Source organism: Alcaligenes endophyticus (assembly GCF_026344035.1).
Taxonomy (GTDB): Bacteria; Pseudomonadota; Gammaproteobacteria; order Burkholderiales; family Burkholderiaceae_B; genus Alcaligenes; species Alcaligenes endophyticus.
Genome location: NZ_JAPKND010000004.1, coordinates 231,354 through 248,378 on the forward strand (window position 1 = coordinate 231,354; position 17,025 = coordinate 248,378).

Below are 17,025 nucleotides of genomic sequence, written 5' to 3' on the forward strand. Positions count from 1 at the left end.
TTATGCCAACACTGAACTTAACATCCCAAGAGCGTAGCGCGCTACGCGCCGCCGCACACTCACTTCGTCCTAGCGTCATTATTGGTGACAAAGGCCTGAGTGATGCTGTGCTCAAAGAAATAACAATACACTTACAGGCCCATCAGTTAATCAAAATTCGAGTTGCCGGTGATGACCGGGAATTACGGATACAGATTCTGACACAAATCTGTGAAGCGTTGGATGCTGCCCCTATACATCATCTGGGTAAAATCCTTACTATTTATAAACCCAACCCCGATCGTCCTGACGTATTAGCTCCGGAAACCATCGCCCCAACCCGAGCTGTGCGCAAAGCATCTGAGCCTTATACGCCCAAAAAGCTAGCAGCTAGTGGACAGCAACGGACGCGTCAAAGTGAACGTGCAAGACGTGAAAGTTTCAAGGCGGAGAAAAAGCTCGACGAAGAACAACGTGCTATTCCTAAGGCGCAGAAAAAGTTTGCTACGCCTGTTAAACCTGCTTCACCACGCAGCGCTAGCCGTACAGGGGGAGCTCGCCGCACAGGTAGTGCTTTATCCTTGAAGGCAGGGGCACGACGCAGATCGGGTTCTAGCAACTACTAAAAGAACCTTAATTATACCTGCCTGTACTCACTATAATGCAGCAGCTTAGCACTTCTCTCTGGGACACAGGCTAGCGATAAGTGCATCACCCACCTGCTGCATCCCAACAAAGCCGGTGAGCCTCTGACAGTCTCACAGCAATTCACTATCTAGATGAGTACTGCCTGTGAACGGGGCTATTTATAATCGATGCTGATTATTTCGTACTCACGCAAGCCCGCAGGTGCTTGCACCGACACCACATCCCCTTCATATTTGCCAATTAGCGCACGTGCCACAGGACTGGAAATAGAAATCAAATTATTACGTATATCAGCCTCTACATCACCTACGATTTGATACGTTAGTGTGTTGCCCGAATCTAAATCTTCGATCTGTACGGTGGCTCCGAACACAATACGGCCATCGGCGGTATCTAGCTCTGTGGGGTCGATAATTTGCGCATTCGACAAAATCCCCTCTAGTTCGTTAATACGACCCTCAACAAACCCTTGGCGCTCACGCGCTGCATCATACTCGGCATTCTCCGACAAATCGCCTTGGGCACGCGCCTCGGCAATTGCATTAATAACAGCAGGACGCTCTACACTTTTTAGGCGCTGCAACTCTGCTTGCAAGCGTTCAGCACCCAGCACGGTCAATGGAATTCCAGACATAATATTCCTGAAAGCAAGATAAAAGACGCTCCACGTAGGGAGCGCCTGATAGATTTTTTAAGTTAAGGGAATTTACTACCCTTTGCGGCTTTACTGGTTGGCTTGAAATAAGTTGTGTATGTGCCAAACCAAATAAAAGCCCCGAATAAAACCGGGGCCTGTTAAGTATATTGTGCGCAAAGTCTTGCAAAATAGCAAGACCCCCAGCAGTGCGAACATGATATTGATCAGTTGTGACAATACCACTCAGGCCAACCATTAAGCGGTGGGGTTGGTTCCTCGGCCACGCAATAAGGCATATAACAAAATAGCGCCAAACGTCGCACACCCAATACCATCAAGCTTAAACACACCGAACTCTAGGCTGAAATTCCCGCCACCAATAACCAAAGTGACCGCTGCCACTAACAAGTTGCGGTTATCACTAAAATCAACCTGATTGACCACCCAGATTCGCGCACCAGCTATAGCGATCAAGCCGAACACGACCACCGACATGCCGCCCAACACTGGCCCAGGGATCATCTGAATCACGGCGCCAAACTTAGGCGAAAACCCAAGAAAAATGGCTATACAAGCAGCCACGGCGAAGATCAGCGTCGAGTAAATACGCGTGGCAGCCATTACGCCGATATTTTCGGCATACGTGGTGACACCTGTGCCGCCCACTGAACCCGCTACCATAGTGGCTATGCCATCGCCCACAAAAGCACGCCCTAAATACGAATCCAAGTCCTTACCTGTCATGGCACTAACAGCTTTGATATGTCCTAAATTCTCAGCCACTAAAATCACGGCCACCGGGACGATGACTGTCATGGCATGAAACTCAAAAATGGGCTGATGGAACGTAGGCAAACCTAGCCAAGCTGCCTGTCGCACGGCAGTAAAATCAATGGCTGTGCCTAACTGCATCACATTGGCAAAAAACCAGTACAGCAGACAAGCAACAATCAAACCTACTAAAATTAATAAGCGCTGGACAACACCACGGGTATATACCGCTACGCCACCCACGCACAATATGGTCATCAGCGCCATAAGGGCTTCAAAAGTGGAGCTTCCCATTGCCCCTTTGGCTGCCAAAGGAGCTAGATTCAGGCCAATCACCGCCACGATAGAACCCGTCACAACGGGTGGCATCCAGCGGTTAATTAAACGTGCAGCACCACCGTGACTACGCTCATTACTGATCCACACCAACAAACCGATTAAGGTGTAGACAAAACCACAAGCAATAATAGCTCCCAACGCCACGCCAATATTGGGATTACTACCACCTCCGGTATAGCCTGTAACAGCGATCACCCCGCCAATAAAAGCGAAACTAGATCCTAAGTAGCTGGGCACGCGTCCACGTACGAAAAGGAAAAATATCAGCGTACCTATTCCCGACATCAAAATTGCCAGATTAGGGTCAAACCCCATTAGCAATGGTGCAAGGATGGTTGAGCCAAACATAGCCACCACATGCTGTGCGCCCATAGCGATATTTTGTGCAGGGCTCAAACATTCGTCCGGTTGCACAACAGCCCCTGGCGACAGGCTATCTACGCGTCGCCAACGAGGGAAAAAAGATTCAGACATAGGTATTCCAAAAAAGCAGTGTCGTAAAGCCATCGTAGTGAACAAAGGAAATGCTCTGACTCACCTTACGGGCTTTTTCTCATTGGGGCACATTTTAAACTTTAAGTGAATGGAAAAAGACGAAAAAGCATGTCCAGACCCATTGCAACCCCAAGGTCTAATCTATACGTTACATTCCTACTACAATAGAAGCATCACAATGAGCCTTTACTCCCTCTCAACCTTGATTTACGTAACGCATCATGACTACCCACTTTTATTTGATACGACACGGCGAAACGTCTTGGAATGCCGAAAAAAAACTGCAAGGCTGGCAAGACATTGCTTTAAATGAAACCGGTTTACAACAAGCCGAGCAACTGCAGCATTATCTTGCTTCAGAGGCTTTTTCAGCACGTATAGACCGTTTAGTCAGCAGTGACTTACGCCGCGCATCAGATACTGCTCGCATCGCTAGTCGCCACTGGGGCTTACCAATAGAAATGACTGACCAATTACGCGAGCGCGGTTTTGGTGAGCTGGAAGGCCAAAGCTGGGCGAGTGTGGGGTATCCCGACCAACCCAACGCAGACCATACTGATATTGATGCTAGCCCCCAAGGAGGTGAATCAGTACGTGTTTTTCATCAGCGTGTGCTGAACTCTTTTGAAGAGCTTACCGCCAAGCACAGCGGGCTGACCGTGATGGTGTTCGCACATGGTGGCGTTATTGATCAAGTATGGCGTAAGCTTAATCAGCTCAGCCTATGGGAGCCCCGTACACAAAGCATTCTTAACACCAGTATCAATCATTTCAGCATAGACCAACAGGGTGTTTGGAATATCGAAAACTGGGGCCAATTACCCCATTTAAGCACGGCGTTAGATGAAGCTCCTTAACCATCACAACACCTATGACCCGAACTTATTTGTGTCTGGGTTTGCGTGGAGCATTGCGCGCTAACCTATCATAAATAACGTTCGGCAAGTAACGCATTATTCGGCTAACCACCCCCATAGGCCAAGGAATTACCACATAACTACGCCCCTTGCTGATGGCTCTTTTAGCACGCTGCGCAAACTCGGGAGCTGACAATATAAAGGGCATGCCATACGGGTTTTTTTCTGTCATGGCAGTTCGTACGTAGCCTGGTGAAATCGTGACTACACGCACTCCGCAGGGCTGCATTTCAAGCCTTAAGCTTTCACAGTAGGCAATAACCGCGGCTTTAGATGCACTATACGCACCCGCTCCTGGCAAGCCTCGTATACCCGCAACACTTGCTATACCCACTAAGGTTCCGGAGCGCTGTTTTTTCATCGCTGACACAAAAGGTTCAAACGTAGCCCAAGTGCCCATTACATTAGTTTGCATCACTCGCTCACTGACTTGGAAATCGTCCAATTCTTCCGTTAGCACGCCCACGCTGATGCCCGCACTGGCAATAACAATATCAATTTTTTGCCCGCAAAACTGTAGAAAATCCTCAGCTGCCGCATGGACGGCCTGACGATCACAGACATCGGCCACATATACTTTGGCTTCACAAGGTAAGGATTCAGCCAGCTCTTGCAACACCACATGACGCCTGCCCAGCAATCCTAGTTTACAGCCCTCTTGAGCATACGCTTGCGCTAAGGCCATACCAAGACCACTACTTGCTCCAGTAATAAAAACATGTTTGGCCATCTAGTTTGCCTCGCTTATTAACGTTGACTATAAAAAAATCCACGCAAAGAGCAAGGCCACCAACGCCCACTTCAATATGTAATAGACCGTTTGGTTCTTACGTTTAATGGCTTTACCCATACGCCGGAACGCATAAATTCCACCAAAAACACGATTAATTCCTCCGGTGCTATCGCCCTCTTGGTTAGGTGCAGCCGCTGCCCGTAATAAAAACCCGCCAATCACGTGGTTGATGCGTTGCGCCCAACGATAACGCATAGGTCGCTCTATATCAGCAAAAAAGATCACTCGATTTTCATCTGTTTTATTTTGTGCGTAATGAATGAATGTCTCATCAAACATGACTGCCTCACCGTCTTTCCAATAGTAGCGCTCACCATCAACCTCAATAAAGCAGTCTGGGCTGTTAGGAGTCATTAATCCGAGATGAAACCGCAAGGAACCAGCATATGGGTCACGATGACTAGGCAGCTTACTGCCTGGCGGCAACGAGGTAAACATAGCAGCTTTAATACTCGGAATATTGGCTACCATCGCGGCAGTAACGGGGCAATACTGCTGTGCGGAGGGATGTTTTGCGCCGTACCACTTTAAGTAAAAACGAGTCCAACCCGTTTTAAAAAAAGAGTTAAACCCCGCATCATCGTATTTATCGGAAGCCTTAATGTGTCCATCACCAAATAAGCGTTGTGCCTCGGCACGAATTTCATCGCTACGCTCCACTAAAACCTGTAACTCGGGGAAGTCTTTTAAATCTAAATAAGGTTTATTAGGCACCGCGCTAAAAGCGTACATAAAACAGTTCAGTGGCGCAAAAAAGCTCGAGTGATCTAAAGCCTGACGAGCGAACCTGTGTCGTACGCGCCCACGAAAATGCACCACTATAGAGCACACAATAAAAACCGCTAAAACAAACCATTTCACGAGTTGTTTACTCCAAAAAAAAAGCGCACCGTAACTGCGGTGCGCTCTACTTCTAGCTCGTCGAACTTATGCTAATGAAGCGTGCAGCTCTTGCAAAGCATACACTTTCAAGCCATCCCCATCACGTAAGTACTGCAAGCCTTGTACAGCGGCCTGAGCACCAGCGATTGTCGTGTAATAAGCTAAGTTAGCAGCTAGCGCATGTGTACGAATTGTACGGGAATCTGTGATTGCGTTACGACGATCTTCTACTGTATTGATTACCAGAGCGATTTCGCCGTTCTTCATCATATCCACTATATGCGGGCGGCCTTCAGTTACCTTATTTACTACTTGAACGGCAATCCCAGCCTGCTCGATAGCCGCTGCAGTACCACGAGTAGCAATGACCTTAAAGCCTAAGGACACCAAAACTCGTGCTACTTCTTTGGCGGCTTCTTTGTCCTGGTCTCGAACACTTAAAAAGGCCATTCCACTTTCAGGCAAGTGTACACTGGCCGCCATCTGCGACTTCACGAAGGCTTCAGCAAATGACATGCCAACCCCCATTACTTCGCCGGTGGACTTCATTTCTGGCCCAAGAATGGTATCCACACCTGGAAACTTCACAAATGGAAAGACTGCTTCTTTAACGCAGAAGTAATTTAACTTCACTTCTTCGTGTATGCCTTGCTCGCCTAAACTGCGGCCCGCCATCACACGTGCAGCAATCTTGGCTAATTGCAATCCTGTTGCTTTGGACACGAATGGTACCGTACGCGAGGCACGAGGATTAACCTCGAGTACGTAGACGTCGCCATTTTGAATCGCAAACTGAACGTTCATCAAGCCTTTAACGTTCAGAGCCTTAGCCATCAGCGCTGTTTGACGTTTGATTTCAGCCACTACTTCAGCAGATAGAGAGTATGGCGGCAAACTGCATGCGGAGTCTCCCGAGTGCACACCCGCTTGTTCGATATGCTCCATGACGCCGGCAACAAATACATGCTCACCATCTGCCAGGCAATCTACATCTACTTCAGTTGCGTTGTTCAAGAAGTGATCTAGTAGCACGGGCGAGTCGTTACTGACTTTCACCGCGTCACGCATATAACGTTCTAGCTCGGACTGTTCGTGCACGATTTCCATCGCGCGACCACCCAATACATAGCTAGGACGCACCACTAGAGGGTAAGCAATCTCTGCTGCTAAGGCCAACGCTTCGATTTCCGTACGTGCAGTACGGTTAGGCGGCTGACGCAGACCGATTTTATTCAACAGTTTCTGAAAACGCTCACGGTCTTCTGCGACGTCGATAGACTCGGGGCTAGTACCGATGATAGGCACACCATTCGCTTCTAAGGCACGCGCAAGTTTCAAGGGGGTTTGGCCACCGTACTGCACAATCGTACCGACTGGTTTTTCCAGGTGCACAATTTCCAATACATCTTCAAGCGTCAAAGGCTCAAAGTACAAACGATCGGAGGTATCGTAATCGGTAGAGACTGTCTCGGGGTTACAGTTAACCATGATGGTTTCGTAACCATCTTCACGCAATGCCAAGGAGGCGTGTACGCAACAGTAGTCAAACTCGATACCTTGTCCTATACGGTTTGGGCCTCCCCCCAGCACGATAATTTTTTTCTTATCGGTAGGATTAGACTCACACTCTTCCTCGTAGGTTGAGTACATATAGGCGGTATTCGTCGCGAACTCAGCAGCGCAAGTATCCACCCGCTTGTAAACCGGGCGCACATTTAACTGATGACGTAATTTGCGAACCTCTGACTCGATAGTGTCTAACAAGAAAGCCAGGCGACGATCGGAAAAACCGCGACGCTTTAAACCAAAAAGCGTTTGACGATCAAGATCAGCCAACGTTTTTTGCTCTAGGGCCAACTCAATGTCCACGATTTCTTTGATTTGTGCCAAGAACCAAGGATCGATTTTTGTTAGTCCATGAACTTCTTCCAGGCTCATGCCTTGTGCAAAAGCATCGCCTACGTACCAAATACGCTCGGGGCCGGGTTCGCCAAGCTCAACCTGCAGCTTTTCACGGTCGGTGGTTTTCTGGTTTAAACCATCGACACCTACCTCTAGACCACGTAGTGCTTTCTGGAAAGACTCTTGGAAAGTGCGTCCAATAGCCATCACCTCACCCACTGATTTCATTTGCGTCGTTAAGCGCGAATCAGCCTGGGGGAACTTCTCAAAAGCAAAGCGAGGTACCTTAGTAACGACGTAATCAATCGTTGGCTCGAACGAGGCCGGAGTCGCTCCACCGGTAATCTCGTTGTGCAATTCGTCTAAGGTATAACCAACTGCCAAACGCGCAGCAATTTTTGCGATGGGGAACCCCGTAGCCTTAGAAGCTAATGCAGAGGAACGTGATACGCGTGGGTTCATTTCGATAACAATCATGCGACCGTTATCTGGATTTACGGCGAACTGTACGTTAGAACCGCCTGTATCAACACCGATTTCACGCAGTACCGCAATAGAAGCGTTACGCATGATTTGGTATTCGCGGTCGGTCAGTGTCTGGGCAGGAGCTACGGTAATGGAGTCACCCGTATGCACACCCATAGGGTCTAGGTTTTCGATGGAGCAGACGATAATGCAGTTATCGGCACTATCACGCACTACTTCCATTTCGTACTCTTTCCAGCCCAGCAAGGACTCTTCAATGAGTAACTCTTTGGTAGGAGAGGCCTCTAGACCACGACGACAAATAGTTTCAAACTCTTCTGGGTTATAGGCGATACCTCCGCCCGTACCACCCAAAGTGAAGCTAGGACGGATAACAACCGGGAAACCCGATGTACCAATTTCTAGCGCAATGCTTTTTTGAACTTGCCAAGCTTCGTCCATAGAGTGTGCCACACCAGACTTGGCTGATTCCAAGCCAATGGAGGTCATGGCATCTTTAAACTTCAAGCGGTCTTCGGCTTTATCAATGGCTTCGGCATTCGCGCCGATCATTTCTACGCCGAATTTCTCCAGTACGCCGTGCTTAACCAGTTCTAACGCACAATTCAATGCGGTTTGACCGCCCATGGTGGGCAGCAGCGCATCTGGACGCTCTTTTTCTATAATTTTCTCGACAGCCTTCCAGGTAATAGGCTCGATGTAGGTAACATCAGCTGTTTCTGGGTCTGTCATGATGGTGGCTGGGTTACTGTTCACCAATATGGTGCGAAAGCCTTCGGCTTTTAAAGCCTTACAAGCTTGTGCACCAGAATAGTCGAACTCGCAGGCCTGCCCAATAATGATGGGGCCCGCCCCAATAATAAGTATGCTTTTTATATCTGTACGCTTTGGCATGGTGCGATGATTCTTACGCGGCCTTATCGGCCTGGTGAGCAGCCATTAGGCTGATAAATTTATCGAACAGTGCGGCAATGTCACGTGGACCTGGTGTTGCTTCAGGGTGCCCCTGGAAGCAAAACGCGGGCCTATCAGTAAGTTCAAAGCCCTGTAAGCTTTGATCAAACAACGAAACATGTGTCACGCGTGCATTGTCAGGTAAGGTCTGTGCATCCACAGCAAAACCATGATTTTGGCTGGTGATGAAAACCCGGCCACTAGCCAGTTCTTGTACTGGATGGTTCGCACCATGGTGCCCTGATTTCATTTTTACTGTTTTTGCCCCTAAGGCTAAGCCCATAATTTGATGGCCTAAGCAAATTCCGAATAACGGCATTTTTTGTGCCAACAGGCCTTGGCAGGCCTCGATGGCATAAGTGCACGGCTCGGGGTCCCCGGGGCCATTAGACAAAAATACACCATCCGGATTTAAGGCTAGCACTTGCTCTAAGGATGTCTGGGCTGGTACCACAGTGATTTTGCAACCGCGGTCTGCCATCTGACGCAAAATGTTCGCTTTGACGCCAAAATCGTAAGCAACAACATGGTAAGCACTGGTGTCGGGAGTGGTAAAACCACCTCCTAGCTCCCAAGAGCCTTCGGTCCACTCGTAGGAAGTGGGAGTAGAGACTTCTTTGGCAAGGTCTTGACCCTTTATGCCAGGGAAGGAACGAGCCAACTCAAGCGCTCGCTCAGCATCATCACCTACGAATATGCAAGCGCTTTGGGCGCCTTTTTCACGCAAAATACGTGTTAGTTTACGAGTATCGATCCCTGAAATAGCAACCACGCCTTGCTGTTTCAAGTAGTCGGGCAACGATTGGGTGGATCGGAAATTAGATAAGCGAGCTGGACAATCACGAATGACTAAACCAGCAGCGCGTGTCTGAGTAGACTCGGCATCCTCCGGATTGACTCCGGTATTACCAATATGCGGATAAGTGAGCGTAACAATCTGATTACTGTAACTCGGATCTGTCAGGATTTCCTGATAGCCAGTCATAGCTGTATTAAAGACGATTTCCGCAACACAGTGCCCTTCAGCACCAATAGAAACACCTGTAAACAGGGTTCCATCCGCCAGGGCTAGGATTGCACTTTTTACAGCGCGGAACTCCTCAGGAAATAAAGACGGCAGCACGTTTAAAACCCCGGTTCTGAAATTAACATTAAACTTTCTGATTATACTTCGATATGCTTCGCATCGAAAGCAAATCCCAAAAAAGCACGAAAAACAGCAACACATCTCATTTTTCGACTACATTGATCCATTGACTGATGCACTTGGCTTTTAGATGGACTAACAGATTTATGAGTACTCTGCTTGAATCTTTGCGCCAGCACACAATCGTGGTGGCCGACACGGGCAACTTTGAAACCATACGCGAGTTCCGCCCGACCGACGCAACAACTAACCCTTCACTTATCCTTAAGGCTGTACAGCAAAGCGAGTATCAGCACTTGCTTGAGCGCGTTGTTAAGGATCATCCCAACGCTAGCGTAAGCGAAACCAGTGATTTACTTCTGGTGGCATTTGGCACAGAAATACTGCGTATCGTTCCGGGCCGCGTATCCACTGAAGTGGATGCCCGCCTTTCGTTCGACACGGCGGCAAGCATTGAGCGTGCACGCCAAATTGTCGACCTTTATGAAAAGCACGGTATCGAGCGTGAGCGCATATTAATCAAGCTAGCAGCCAGTTGGGAAGGCATACAAGCGGCCAAAGCCCTACAAACAGAAGGCATTAACTGCAATTTGACGCTGCTATTTTCCTTAACCCAAGCCATTGCCTGTGCACAAGCTAAGGTTAAACTGATTTCGCCCTTCGTGGGGCGTATTTACGATTGGTATAAGAAATCTGCTGGACAACAATGGGTAGAGACCGAGCATGTTGGCCCCCAAGACCCTGGTGTGCAGTCCGTACGCAGCATCTACAACTACTATAAAACCTATGACATCAATACCGAAATCATGGGTGCTAGCTTTAGGAATATTGAACAGATTCTGGCCTTAGCTGGTTGCGACTTGCTCACCATTAGCCCCGACTTACTCAGCAAGCTAGCACATACTAACGGCCATGTGGATGCTTCTCTGAGTATCCAACAGGCTAAAAGCATTGCACCCGAATGGCGTGCAAGCAACGAGGTTACTTTCCGTACTGACCTGAATGCTGATGCCATGGCTAGCGAGAAGCTGGGTGAAGGCATACGTCTATTTACAGCGGATGCCCTTAAGCTGGACGCGTTAATTCAAGCCGCCCGGCAAGCCAACTGAAAAAAGTGGTTTACAAAAAAGGCAAGCTTCGCAGCTTGCCTTTTTCATGAGCGTATCACTTTTTTCCTACAGTTTCTGCGTTTCACCACTCTTAGGCCGCCATACCAACATACGCTCTTCAAAAACGGTCACTAAACCATCGAGAATCAACGCAAAAATTGTTAACACAACGATGCCTGCAAACACTGTATTCACATCTAGCGAGCCCTCTGCTTGCAAGATCAAATACCCTACTCCGCTAGCGGAGCCCAGATATTCGCCCACAACAGCACCTACAAAAGCCAAGCCGACCGAGGTATGCAAGCTAGAAAATACCCAACTGGTCGCCGAGGGAATGTAGACAAAACGCAATAGCTGCTTACGATTAGCCCCCAGCATACGCGCATTATCTAACAGGGTTGTGCTCACTTCCCGCACGCCTTGATAGACATTAAAAAATACAATAAAAAACACTAAAGTAACGGCTAAAGCCACCTTAGACCAAATACCTAAGCCAAACCACATACCAAAAATTGGCGCCAAGATAACCCGTGGCATTGAGTTTGCCGCTTTAATATAGGGATCAAGTAAAGCGCTGGCTCCGGCCGACAAGCCCAGCCATAGACCAAATCCTAAGCCACCTACGGTACCAATCACAAACGCCAGTATCGTTTCACTTAGGGTCACGCCTAAATGGCGATAAATATCACCGTTAGTGACAAACCACGCCCAAATAACCTGAGCGACATCGAGCGGACGGCCAAAGAAAAAAGCCATTTGTGGATCTTGAGTGAGGAAGTGCCAGAACAACAACATCACTAACAGGAGCATCACCTGCCAACATCGCAGACTCCATTTACTCTTTGCGAACTTAGCCATATTTATGCCTGTTTTTGCTGGGCATAGCCCTTTAACACTTCTTCTCGAAGCACATCCCAAATAGCCTGATGAAGTTCAACAAAGCGGGGATTACTACGCACTTCAGCCACATCCCGCGGACGCGCTATGTCAATCTCGAACTCACCAATAGGATGTGTTCCTGGACCGGCTGAAAGCACCACCACCCTATCGCTCATGGCAATCGCCTCGTCTAAGTCGTGTGTAATAAACAGCACCGCTTTACGTTGGGCCATCCAGATATCCAAGACTTCGTTTTCCATCAATTGGCGGGTTTGTATGTCCAACGCGGAAAAAGGCTCATCCATGAGGATAAGGTCTGGGTCGCGAATCAGCGTCTGGGCCAACATGACGCGCTTGCGCATCCCCCCCGACATCTGATGCGGGTAACGATCTTCAAAGCCGCCCAGCCCCACACGCTTCATCCACTCACGTGCAAGCGCTTCGCTTTCTGCCGCAGGCTTACCAGCAAATTCCAGACCAGCCATTACATTGGACAGGGCATTACGCCACGGGAATAGTGCCTCGCCTTGAAACATATAACCGGCACGCTCGTTAACACCTTGCAACGGCTTACCGAATATGCTTACTGAGCCGCTAGAGGGCTGTAACAAGCCAGCCGCCACATTCAGTAGCGTAGACTTACCACATCCTGTAGGGCCCACCACCGAGACAAATTCGCCGGCAGCAATCGTTAAACTAGCATCCTTTACCGCGGTATACAGGCCTTGGCCGTCTCGGGATGAGAAAACACAACTAATATTATCTAACTTAAGAGCTGAGTTAGGCATTGGGATACTTCTCGTTTGCCTTAATAGCAAACTCATTCGTGAAAATTTTCTGAATATCGATTTTGCTACGATCAAAGTTAGGCGTAAAAGCAGCCAGCGCGTTTAATGCGGTCTCTGGACCGTCTGCTGCCACCATGCCATCCGGAGACAAGGCTGGACGATTGGCCTCCAAGCACTGCTTGTACAGAGCCACATCGTTCAATAGATACGATTCAGGCACGGTTTTCACTATATCGTCCAAGCTACTGGCTTGAATCCACTTGTCCGCGCGCACAATAGCATTCGCTAGGGCTTGTGTAGTCGCTGGATTAGCATCAATAAAACGCTGCGAGGTATACAAACATGCTGAGGGCATATTTCCGCCAAATACTTTTTGAGTTTCAGCTAAGGTGCGTGTGTCAGAAATAATCTCGATAACGTCATCTTTCAGCAACGTGCCTATAACAGGGTCTAAGTTGGCGATAGCATCTATTTGACCCGTGCGCATAGCGGTAATCGCGCCAGCCCCAGCACCGACTCCAATAAATGATACGTCAGAGGGCTTTAAGCCATGCTGCTCAAGGAAAAAGCTGACCATCATATTGGTCGATGAACCTGGGGCGGTCACGCCAATTTTTTTGCCTTTTAAATCAGCCGGCGTTTGATAGTTAGGCATAGTGCGCTTAGAGACAGCCAGCACTATTGCTGGAGCCTGACCTTGCTGCACAAACGCCCGATAAAACTGGCCTTTAGACTGCAGATTGATGGTGTGCTCAAAGGCACCCGAAACCACATCCGCGCTGCCGCCTACCACTGCTTGCAAAGCTCGTGAACCACCTGCAAAATCCACAATATTTACATCTAAACCTTCGTCATCAAAAAAACCGCGTAATGCAGCAATTGACAATGGCAAGTAATAAATCAGTGCTTGTCCGCCCACGGCGATGGTCACCTCTTTCTTTTCAGAGGATTGAGCATTCACCATACCAGGTAAAGCCAAAGCAGCGCCACCGGCACCCACCAGCTTCAACATGTCGCGACGAGATAATTGCATGTTATTTCCTTTTTATAAGTACAAAGCAAGCTCAGACCTTCTTTCACAAGAAAAGAAATGTCTTTTTACAAGCGCTAGCTTTGTAGTATGGTATAAAACCAAAGGATTAGTACAGTGTATTAGGGGCTTTCCCTAATCACTTAGCGACGCTCCATGAGCGCCCATGCCAAGGTGCTTGCATCGACGTATTCCAATTCGCTGCCCGCTGGTACCCCACGCGCCAACCTTGTCACTTTTAATCCTTCCGACACCAATAGCTCAGTCAGATAATGAGCCGTCGTTTCGCCTTCGGCGGTGAAGTTCGTGGCTAAAATAACCTCTTGGACTTTGCCGTCAGTCGCCCGTTGCAAAAGGCGCTCAAACTGAAGTGCTTCGGGCCCTATGCCCTCTAGGGGAGCTAAGCGTCCCATTAGCACGTAGTACAAGCCTTGATAGCCATGGGTTGCTTCTATCATGTTTTGATCTGCGGGCGTCTCCACCACACAAAGCAACCCTGGGTCGCGCCGGGCACTGGCACAGGTCGCGCAGACCTCTATTTCGGAAAAACTATTGCAACGCACGCAATGCCGTAAACTTGTTACGGCATGCTCTAAACTGCGTCCCAACTGCTCTGCCCCCACGGGATCGTGCTGCAGCAAGTGGTAAGCCATTCTTCTGGCGCTACGTTCGCCCACGCCCGGTAAGCGCCGCAAAGCCTGAATCAGGTTCTTGAGCGGCTCTGGCTCAGCCAGCAAGGGTTCATTCATAACGCCGTTACATCAAAAAGGAAATTTCATGCCTGCAGGCAAAGGCATGCCCGCGGTTAACGCCGACATTTTCTCTTGAGAGGTCGCTTCCGCTTTTCGCAAAGCATCGTTAAAGGCAGCTGCCACCAAGTCTTCAATCATTTCTTTGTCGTCTTGCATCAAGCTAGGGTCGATATTGACACGTCGGACATCGTGACGGCAGTTCATTGTCACTTTCACCAATCCACCGCCCGAAGTACCCTCTACTTCTATGTCGGCCAACTCTTCCTGAGCCTTTTTCATATTTTCCTGCATTTGCTGAGCCTGACGCATCAAGCCCGCTATCTGACCTTTCATCATGATATAGATTCCAAAAAAGTAAGCTGCCCCTTAGGCAGCACGGGTAAGTGGATGCGCCCTCACAGAATCAGCTCGAAGCTGTCCGTCAAAACGCTGAATTAATGCCAACACCAAGGGGTCCTGCTGAGCTTGCTGTTCAGCGGCGCGTTGACGCTCTGCCAATTGCGCTTGCTCTACCGCATAAGCCGTTCCATCGCCAGTGCTGCCGTATTCAATAAGCACCTGTACAGCTTGGCCAAAGTACTCACTTAACACGGTACGCAACCGCACCCTAGCTTGGCTATCATCCGCAGATTTTATCTGCACTCGTAGTCTAATCTCATTTTCTTTGCCTGACAGCCATTCACTTTGACGAGCCAGCTCCGCTGCCCAGCCACTAAGTGGTAAAGCATCCGCAATTTGGGGCCACTGCTCATACTTGACGGCACTCAGCTTAGGAGCGCGCCTGCCCAGGCTGACCGCGGGCGCGAAAGCGGCTTGAGCTTGCCCCACTATCGCCGCGATAGGCACATCGTCAGGCATCGTGGCGGTAGCAGCCGCATCTGGCTCTCCCTCGTCTTCGATATCCTGCATAAACGCTTCATTAGGCTGATAATTTTCAAAATCATCGTCCGGGGCGCTATGCCAGTCGGGCACCTCATCGCTAACAGATTGCCCCATATTGGTTGCGGGTGCTGCAGCAGCATCTTTTGCCATAGCCTGCTCATCGTCAGCTTGAGGCAGCGTGGCAGATTCTGCAGCCTTTACCACCGAGGCAGGTTCAATGACAGATAAAGGCTGCCCTACAGACTCCTGGCGAGGCTCATCTTCCCAAGCTGGCACCACTGGGCCCGGACTCTGCACTACAACGGCACTGGACGGCGCGGGCGCGACGACAGAGTCTGCTGCATGTGGCTCTGGAGGCGAAGGCACCGTAGCAGGTGCAGCAGCCGCCACAGACTGCTCGCTCATAAGCGTCGACGTGAACTGCCCACCAGAAGGACCGTCTGGCGGAGGTTCAATAGGCGCAGGCAGTAAAGCCAGCATTCGTAAACAAGCCATCACAAAGCCCGCATATTCATCCGGTGCTAAGCTAAGCTCTTGGCGGCTATGTACTGCCACCGAGTAAAACAGTTGGACATGATCGGGACTTAATAGCCCCGCCATTTCGCGCACAGGTCCCGCTAGGGGGTCATCATCACTGATGGCCCCCTTAATACGTTGTTCAATCGCAATTCTAGACAACAATACGGCCAGATCGGATAAAGCGCCTGAAAATGACAGCCCACGCAAGGCCAAGTCATCTGCTACTTTGACAATGCTTTTAGCATCGTAAGCAATCAACGCACGCAACAGTTGCGCCAGATGACTTTGATCAATAGTACCCAGCATTGCCTGCACTGCTTCGGTGCTAAGGTTACCCGAGCTATACGCAATCGCTTGATCAGTCAGGGACAGAGCGTCACGCATTGACCCGTCGGCAGCCTGCGCCAGCAAACGTAAAGCCGGTATCTGGGCAGGCAATTGTTCTTGCTCAAGCAAATACTGCAAGTGATCCACAATAGCGGGTACGGTCATTTGCTTTAAATTAAATTGCAAACAGCGCGACAGTACGGTAACCGGAATTTTTTGTGGGTCGGTGGTAGCTAGAATGAACTTCACATGAGCAGGAGGTTCTTCGAGGGTTTTAAGCATGGCATTGAAGGCATGCCCCGTTAACATATGCACCTCGTCTATCATGTAGACCTTATAACGTCCTACACTGGGTGCGTAAATGGCTTGCTCAAGCAACTGAGACATTTCTTCGACGCCACGATTGGACGCCGCATCCAACTCTACATAATCAACAAACCTACCGGCGTCGATCTCAGTACAGGCGCGGCACACACCACAAGGCGCAGCAGTAATACCTGTTTCACAATTCAAGGATTTTGCTAGGATTCGCGATAAGGTCGTTTTACCTACCCCGCGAGTACCGGTAAATAACCAAGCATGATGTAAACGTTGCGTCTCCAATGCATGCGTCAATGCCTTGACCACATGGTCTTGGCCAATCAATGTGTCAAATGAGCGAGGCCGCCACTTACGCGCCAGAACTAAGTAAGTCATGCATATTGCAGATAGATATCCGCCTCAATAAACCGAGCAGCAAAAAGTGTACCGGATTCGGTGGGGAAGGTGGAAACAGGATAAGACAAGATG

The 17,025-nt window shown here is 49.3% G+C and carries 15 protein-coding genes; 3 read left to right on the forward strand and 12 right to left on the reverse strand.

Features of this window, described 5'->3' with window-relative positions:
- Positions 1-2: 2 nt before the first annotated feature.
- Positions 3-605 carry a YhbY family RNA-binding protein gene (locus OSH01_RS09445; RefSeq protein ID WP_266123841.1) on the forward strand — a complete coding sequence of 201 codons (603 nt, stop codon included), beginning with the start codon at positions 3-5 and terminating at the stop codon, positions 603-605.
- 176 nt (positions 606-781) lie between these two features.
- Here OSH01_RS09445 and greA read toward each other — a convergent pair whose 3' ends face one another.
- Together greA and OSH01_RS09455 are read right to left on the reverse strand one after the other, a co-directional pair.
- Positions 782-1,261: a transcription elongation factor GreA gene (gene greA, locus OSH01_RS09450; protein ID WP_266123842.1), complete on the reverse strand. Its 480-nt coding sequence runs from the start codon at positions 1,259-1,261 to the stop codon at positions 782-784.
- Between the two features lie 258 nt (positions 1,262-1,519).
- Positions 1,520-2,848 (reverse strand): solute carrier family 23 protein, encoded by a 1,329-nt coding sequence (locus OSH01_RS09455; RefSeq protein ID WP_266123843.1) that lies wholly within the window; start codon positions 2,846-2,848, stop codon positions 1,520-1,522.
- A gap of 242 nt (positions 2,849-3,090) precedes the next feature.
- Here OSH01_RS09455 and OSH01_RS09460 point away from each other — a divergent pair, with 242 nt between their 5' ends.
- A complete protein-coding gene (locus tag OSH01_RS09460) occupies positions 3,091-3,726 on the forward strand; it encodes a histidine phosphatase family protein (protein ID WP_266123844.1) in 636 nt (211 codons plus the stop codon).
- Positions 3,727-3,751: 25 nt separating this feature from the next.
- On the opposite strand, the gene OSH01_RS09465 is transcribed toward OSH01_RS09460, so the two are convergent.
- The 4 genes from OSH01_RS09465 to carA form a co-directional block, all read right to left on the reverse strand.
- Entirely contained in the window at positions 3,752-4,516 is a 765-nt protein-coding gene (locus OSH01_RS09465) for an SDR family oxidoreductase (RefSeq protein ID WP_266123845.1), read from the reverse strand.
- A 27-nt stretch (positions 4,517-4,543) separates the two neighbouring features.
- Positions 4,544-5,440: a lipid A hydroxylase LpxO gene (gene lpxO / locus OSH01_RS09470; protein ID WP_266123846.1), complete on the reverse strand. Its 897-nt coding sequence runs from the start codon at positions 5,438-5,440 to the stop codon at positions 4,544-4,546.
- A gap of 66 nt (positions 5,441-5,506) precedes the next feature.
- Positions 5,507-8,743, reverse strand: coding sequence for a carbamoyl-phosphate synthase large subunit (gene carB, locus OSH01_RS09475; protein WP_266123847.1), 3,237 nt, complete (start codon positions 8,741-8,743; stop codon positions 5,507-5,509).
- Positions 8,744-8,756: 13 nt separating this feature from the next.
- Positions 8,757-9,926 carry a glutamine-hydrolyzing carbamoyl-phosphate synthase small subunit gene (gene carA, locus OSH01_RS09480; RefSeq protein WP_354270639.1) on the reverse strand — a complete coding sequence of 390 codons (1,170 nt, stop codon included), beginning with the start codon at positions 9,924-9,926 and terminating at the stop codon, positions 8,757-8,759.
- A 170-nt stretch (positions 9,927-10,096) separates the two neighbouring features.
- Here carA and tal point away from each other — a divergent pair, with 170 nt between their 5' ends.
- Positions 10,097-11,059: a transaldolase gene (gene tal, locus OSH01_RS09485; protein WP_266123848.1), complete on the forward strand. Its 963-nt coding sequence runs from the start codon at positions 10,097-10,099 to the stop codon at positions 11,057-11,059.
- A 66-nt stretch (positions 11,060-11,125) separates the two neighbouring features.
- Here tal and OSH01_RS09490 read toward each other — a convergent pair whose 3' ends face one another.
- From OSH01_RS09490 to OSH01_RS09515, 6 genes are all read right to left on the reverse strand, one after another.
- On the reverse strand, positions 11,126-11,917 hold the full coding sequence (locus OSH01_RS09490; RefSeq protein WP_266123849.1) for an ABC transporter permease: 792 nt from the start codon (positions 11,915-11,917) through the stop codon (positions 11,126-11,128).
- A gap of 2 nt (positions 11,918-11,919) precedes the next feature.
- The gene (locus tag OSH01_RS09495) at positions 11,920-12,726 is read right to left on the reverse strand and encodes an ABC transporter ATP-binding protein (RefSeq protein ID WP_266123850.1); all 807 of its coding nucleotides are present in this window, start codon (positions 12,724-12,726) and stop codon (positions 11,920-11,922) included.
- Positions 12,719-13,759: an ABC transporter substrate-binding protein gene (locus OSH01_RS09500; protein ID WP_266123851.1), complete on the reverse strand. Its 1,041-nt coding sequence runs from the start codon at positions 13,757-13,759 to the stop codon at positions 12,719-12,721. The genes OSH01_RS09495 and OSH01_RS09500 overlap by 8 nt, the downstream gene beginning before the upstream one ends.
- Positions 13,760-13,899: 140 nt before the next feature.
- Positions 13,900-14,505: a recombination mediator RecR gene (recR, locus tag OSH01_RS09505; protein ID WP_266123852.1), complete on the reverse strand. Its 606-nt coding sequence runs from the start codon at positions 14,503-14,505 to the stop codon at positions 13,900-13,902.
- Positions 14,506-14,517: 12 nt separating this feature from the next.
- Positions 14,518-14,844, reverse strand: coding sequence for a YbaB/EbfC family nucleoid-associated protein (locus OSH01_RS09510; RefSeq protein ID WP_266123853.1), 327 nt, complete (start codon positions 14,842-14,844; stop codon positions 14,518-14,520).
- Positions 14,845-14,874: 30 nt separating this feature from the next.
- Entirely contained in the window at positions 14,875-16,932 is a 2,058-nt protein-coding gene (locus OSH01_RS09515; protein ID WP_266123854.1) for a DNA polymerase III subunit gamma/tau, read from the reverse strand.
- Positions 16,933-17,025 lie beyond the last annotated feature (93 nt).

Coding starts and splice junctions, on each gene's coding strand:
- OSH01_RS09495 (WP_266123850.1), bottom strand. CDS start 12,726: ATGCCTAACTCAGCTCTTAAGTTAGATAATATTAGTTGTGTTTTCTCA.
- OSH01_RS09445 (WP_266123841.1), top strand. CDS start 3: ATGCCAACACTGAACTTAACATCCCAAGAGCGTAGCGCGCTACGCGCC.
- OSH01_RS09490 (WP_266123849.1), bottom strand. CDS start 11,917: ATGGCTAAGTTCGCAAAGAGTAAATGGAGTCTGCGATGTTGGCAGGTG.
- OSH01_RS09515 (WP_266123854.1), bottom strand. CDS start 16,932: ATGACTTACTTAGTTCTGGCGCGTAAGTGGCGGCCTCGCTCATTTGAC.
- OSH01_RS09500 (WP_266123851.1), bottom strand. CDS start 13,759: ATGCAATTATCTCGTCGCGACATGTTGAAGCTGGTGGGTGCCGGTGGC.
- tal (WP_266123848.1), top strand. CDS start 10,097: ATGAGTACTCTGCTTGAATCTTTGCGCCAGCACACAATCGTGGTGGCC.
- OSH01_RS09510 (WP_266123853.1), bottom strand. CDS start 14,844: ATGATGAAAGGTCAGATAGCGGGCTTGATGCGTCAGGCTCAGCAAATG.
- OSH01_RS09465 (WP_266123845.1), bottom strand. CDS start 4,516: ATGGCCAAACATGTTTTTATTACTGGAGCAAGTAGTGGTCTTGGTATG.
- recR (WP_266123852.1), bottom strand. CDS start 14,505: ATGAATGAACCCTTGCTGGCTGAGCCAGAGCCGCTCAAGAACCTGATT.
- OSH01_RS09455 (WP_266123843.1), bottom strand. CDS start 2,848: ATGTCTGAATCTTTTTTCCCTCGTTGGCGACGCGTAGATAGCCTGTCG.
- carB (WP_266123847.1), bottom strand. CDS start 8,743: ATGCCAAAGCGTACAGATATAAAAAGCATACTTATTATTGGGGCGGGC.
- greA (WP_266123842.1), bottom strand. CDS start 1,261: ATGTCTGGAATTCCATTGACCGTGCTGGGTGCTGAACGCTTGCAAGCA.
- OSH01_RS09460 (WP_266123844.1), top strand. CDS start 3,091: ATGACTACCCACTTTTATTTGATACGACACGGCGAAACGTCTTGGAAT.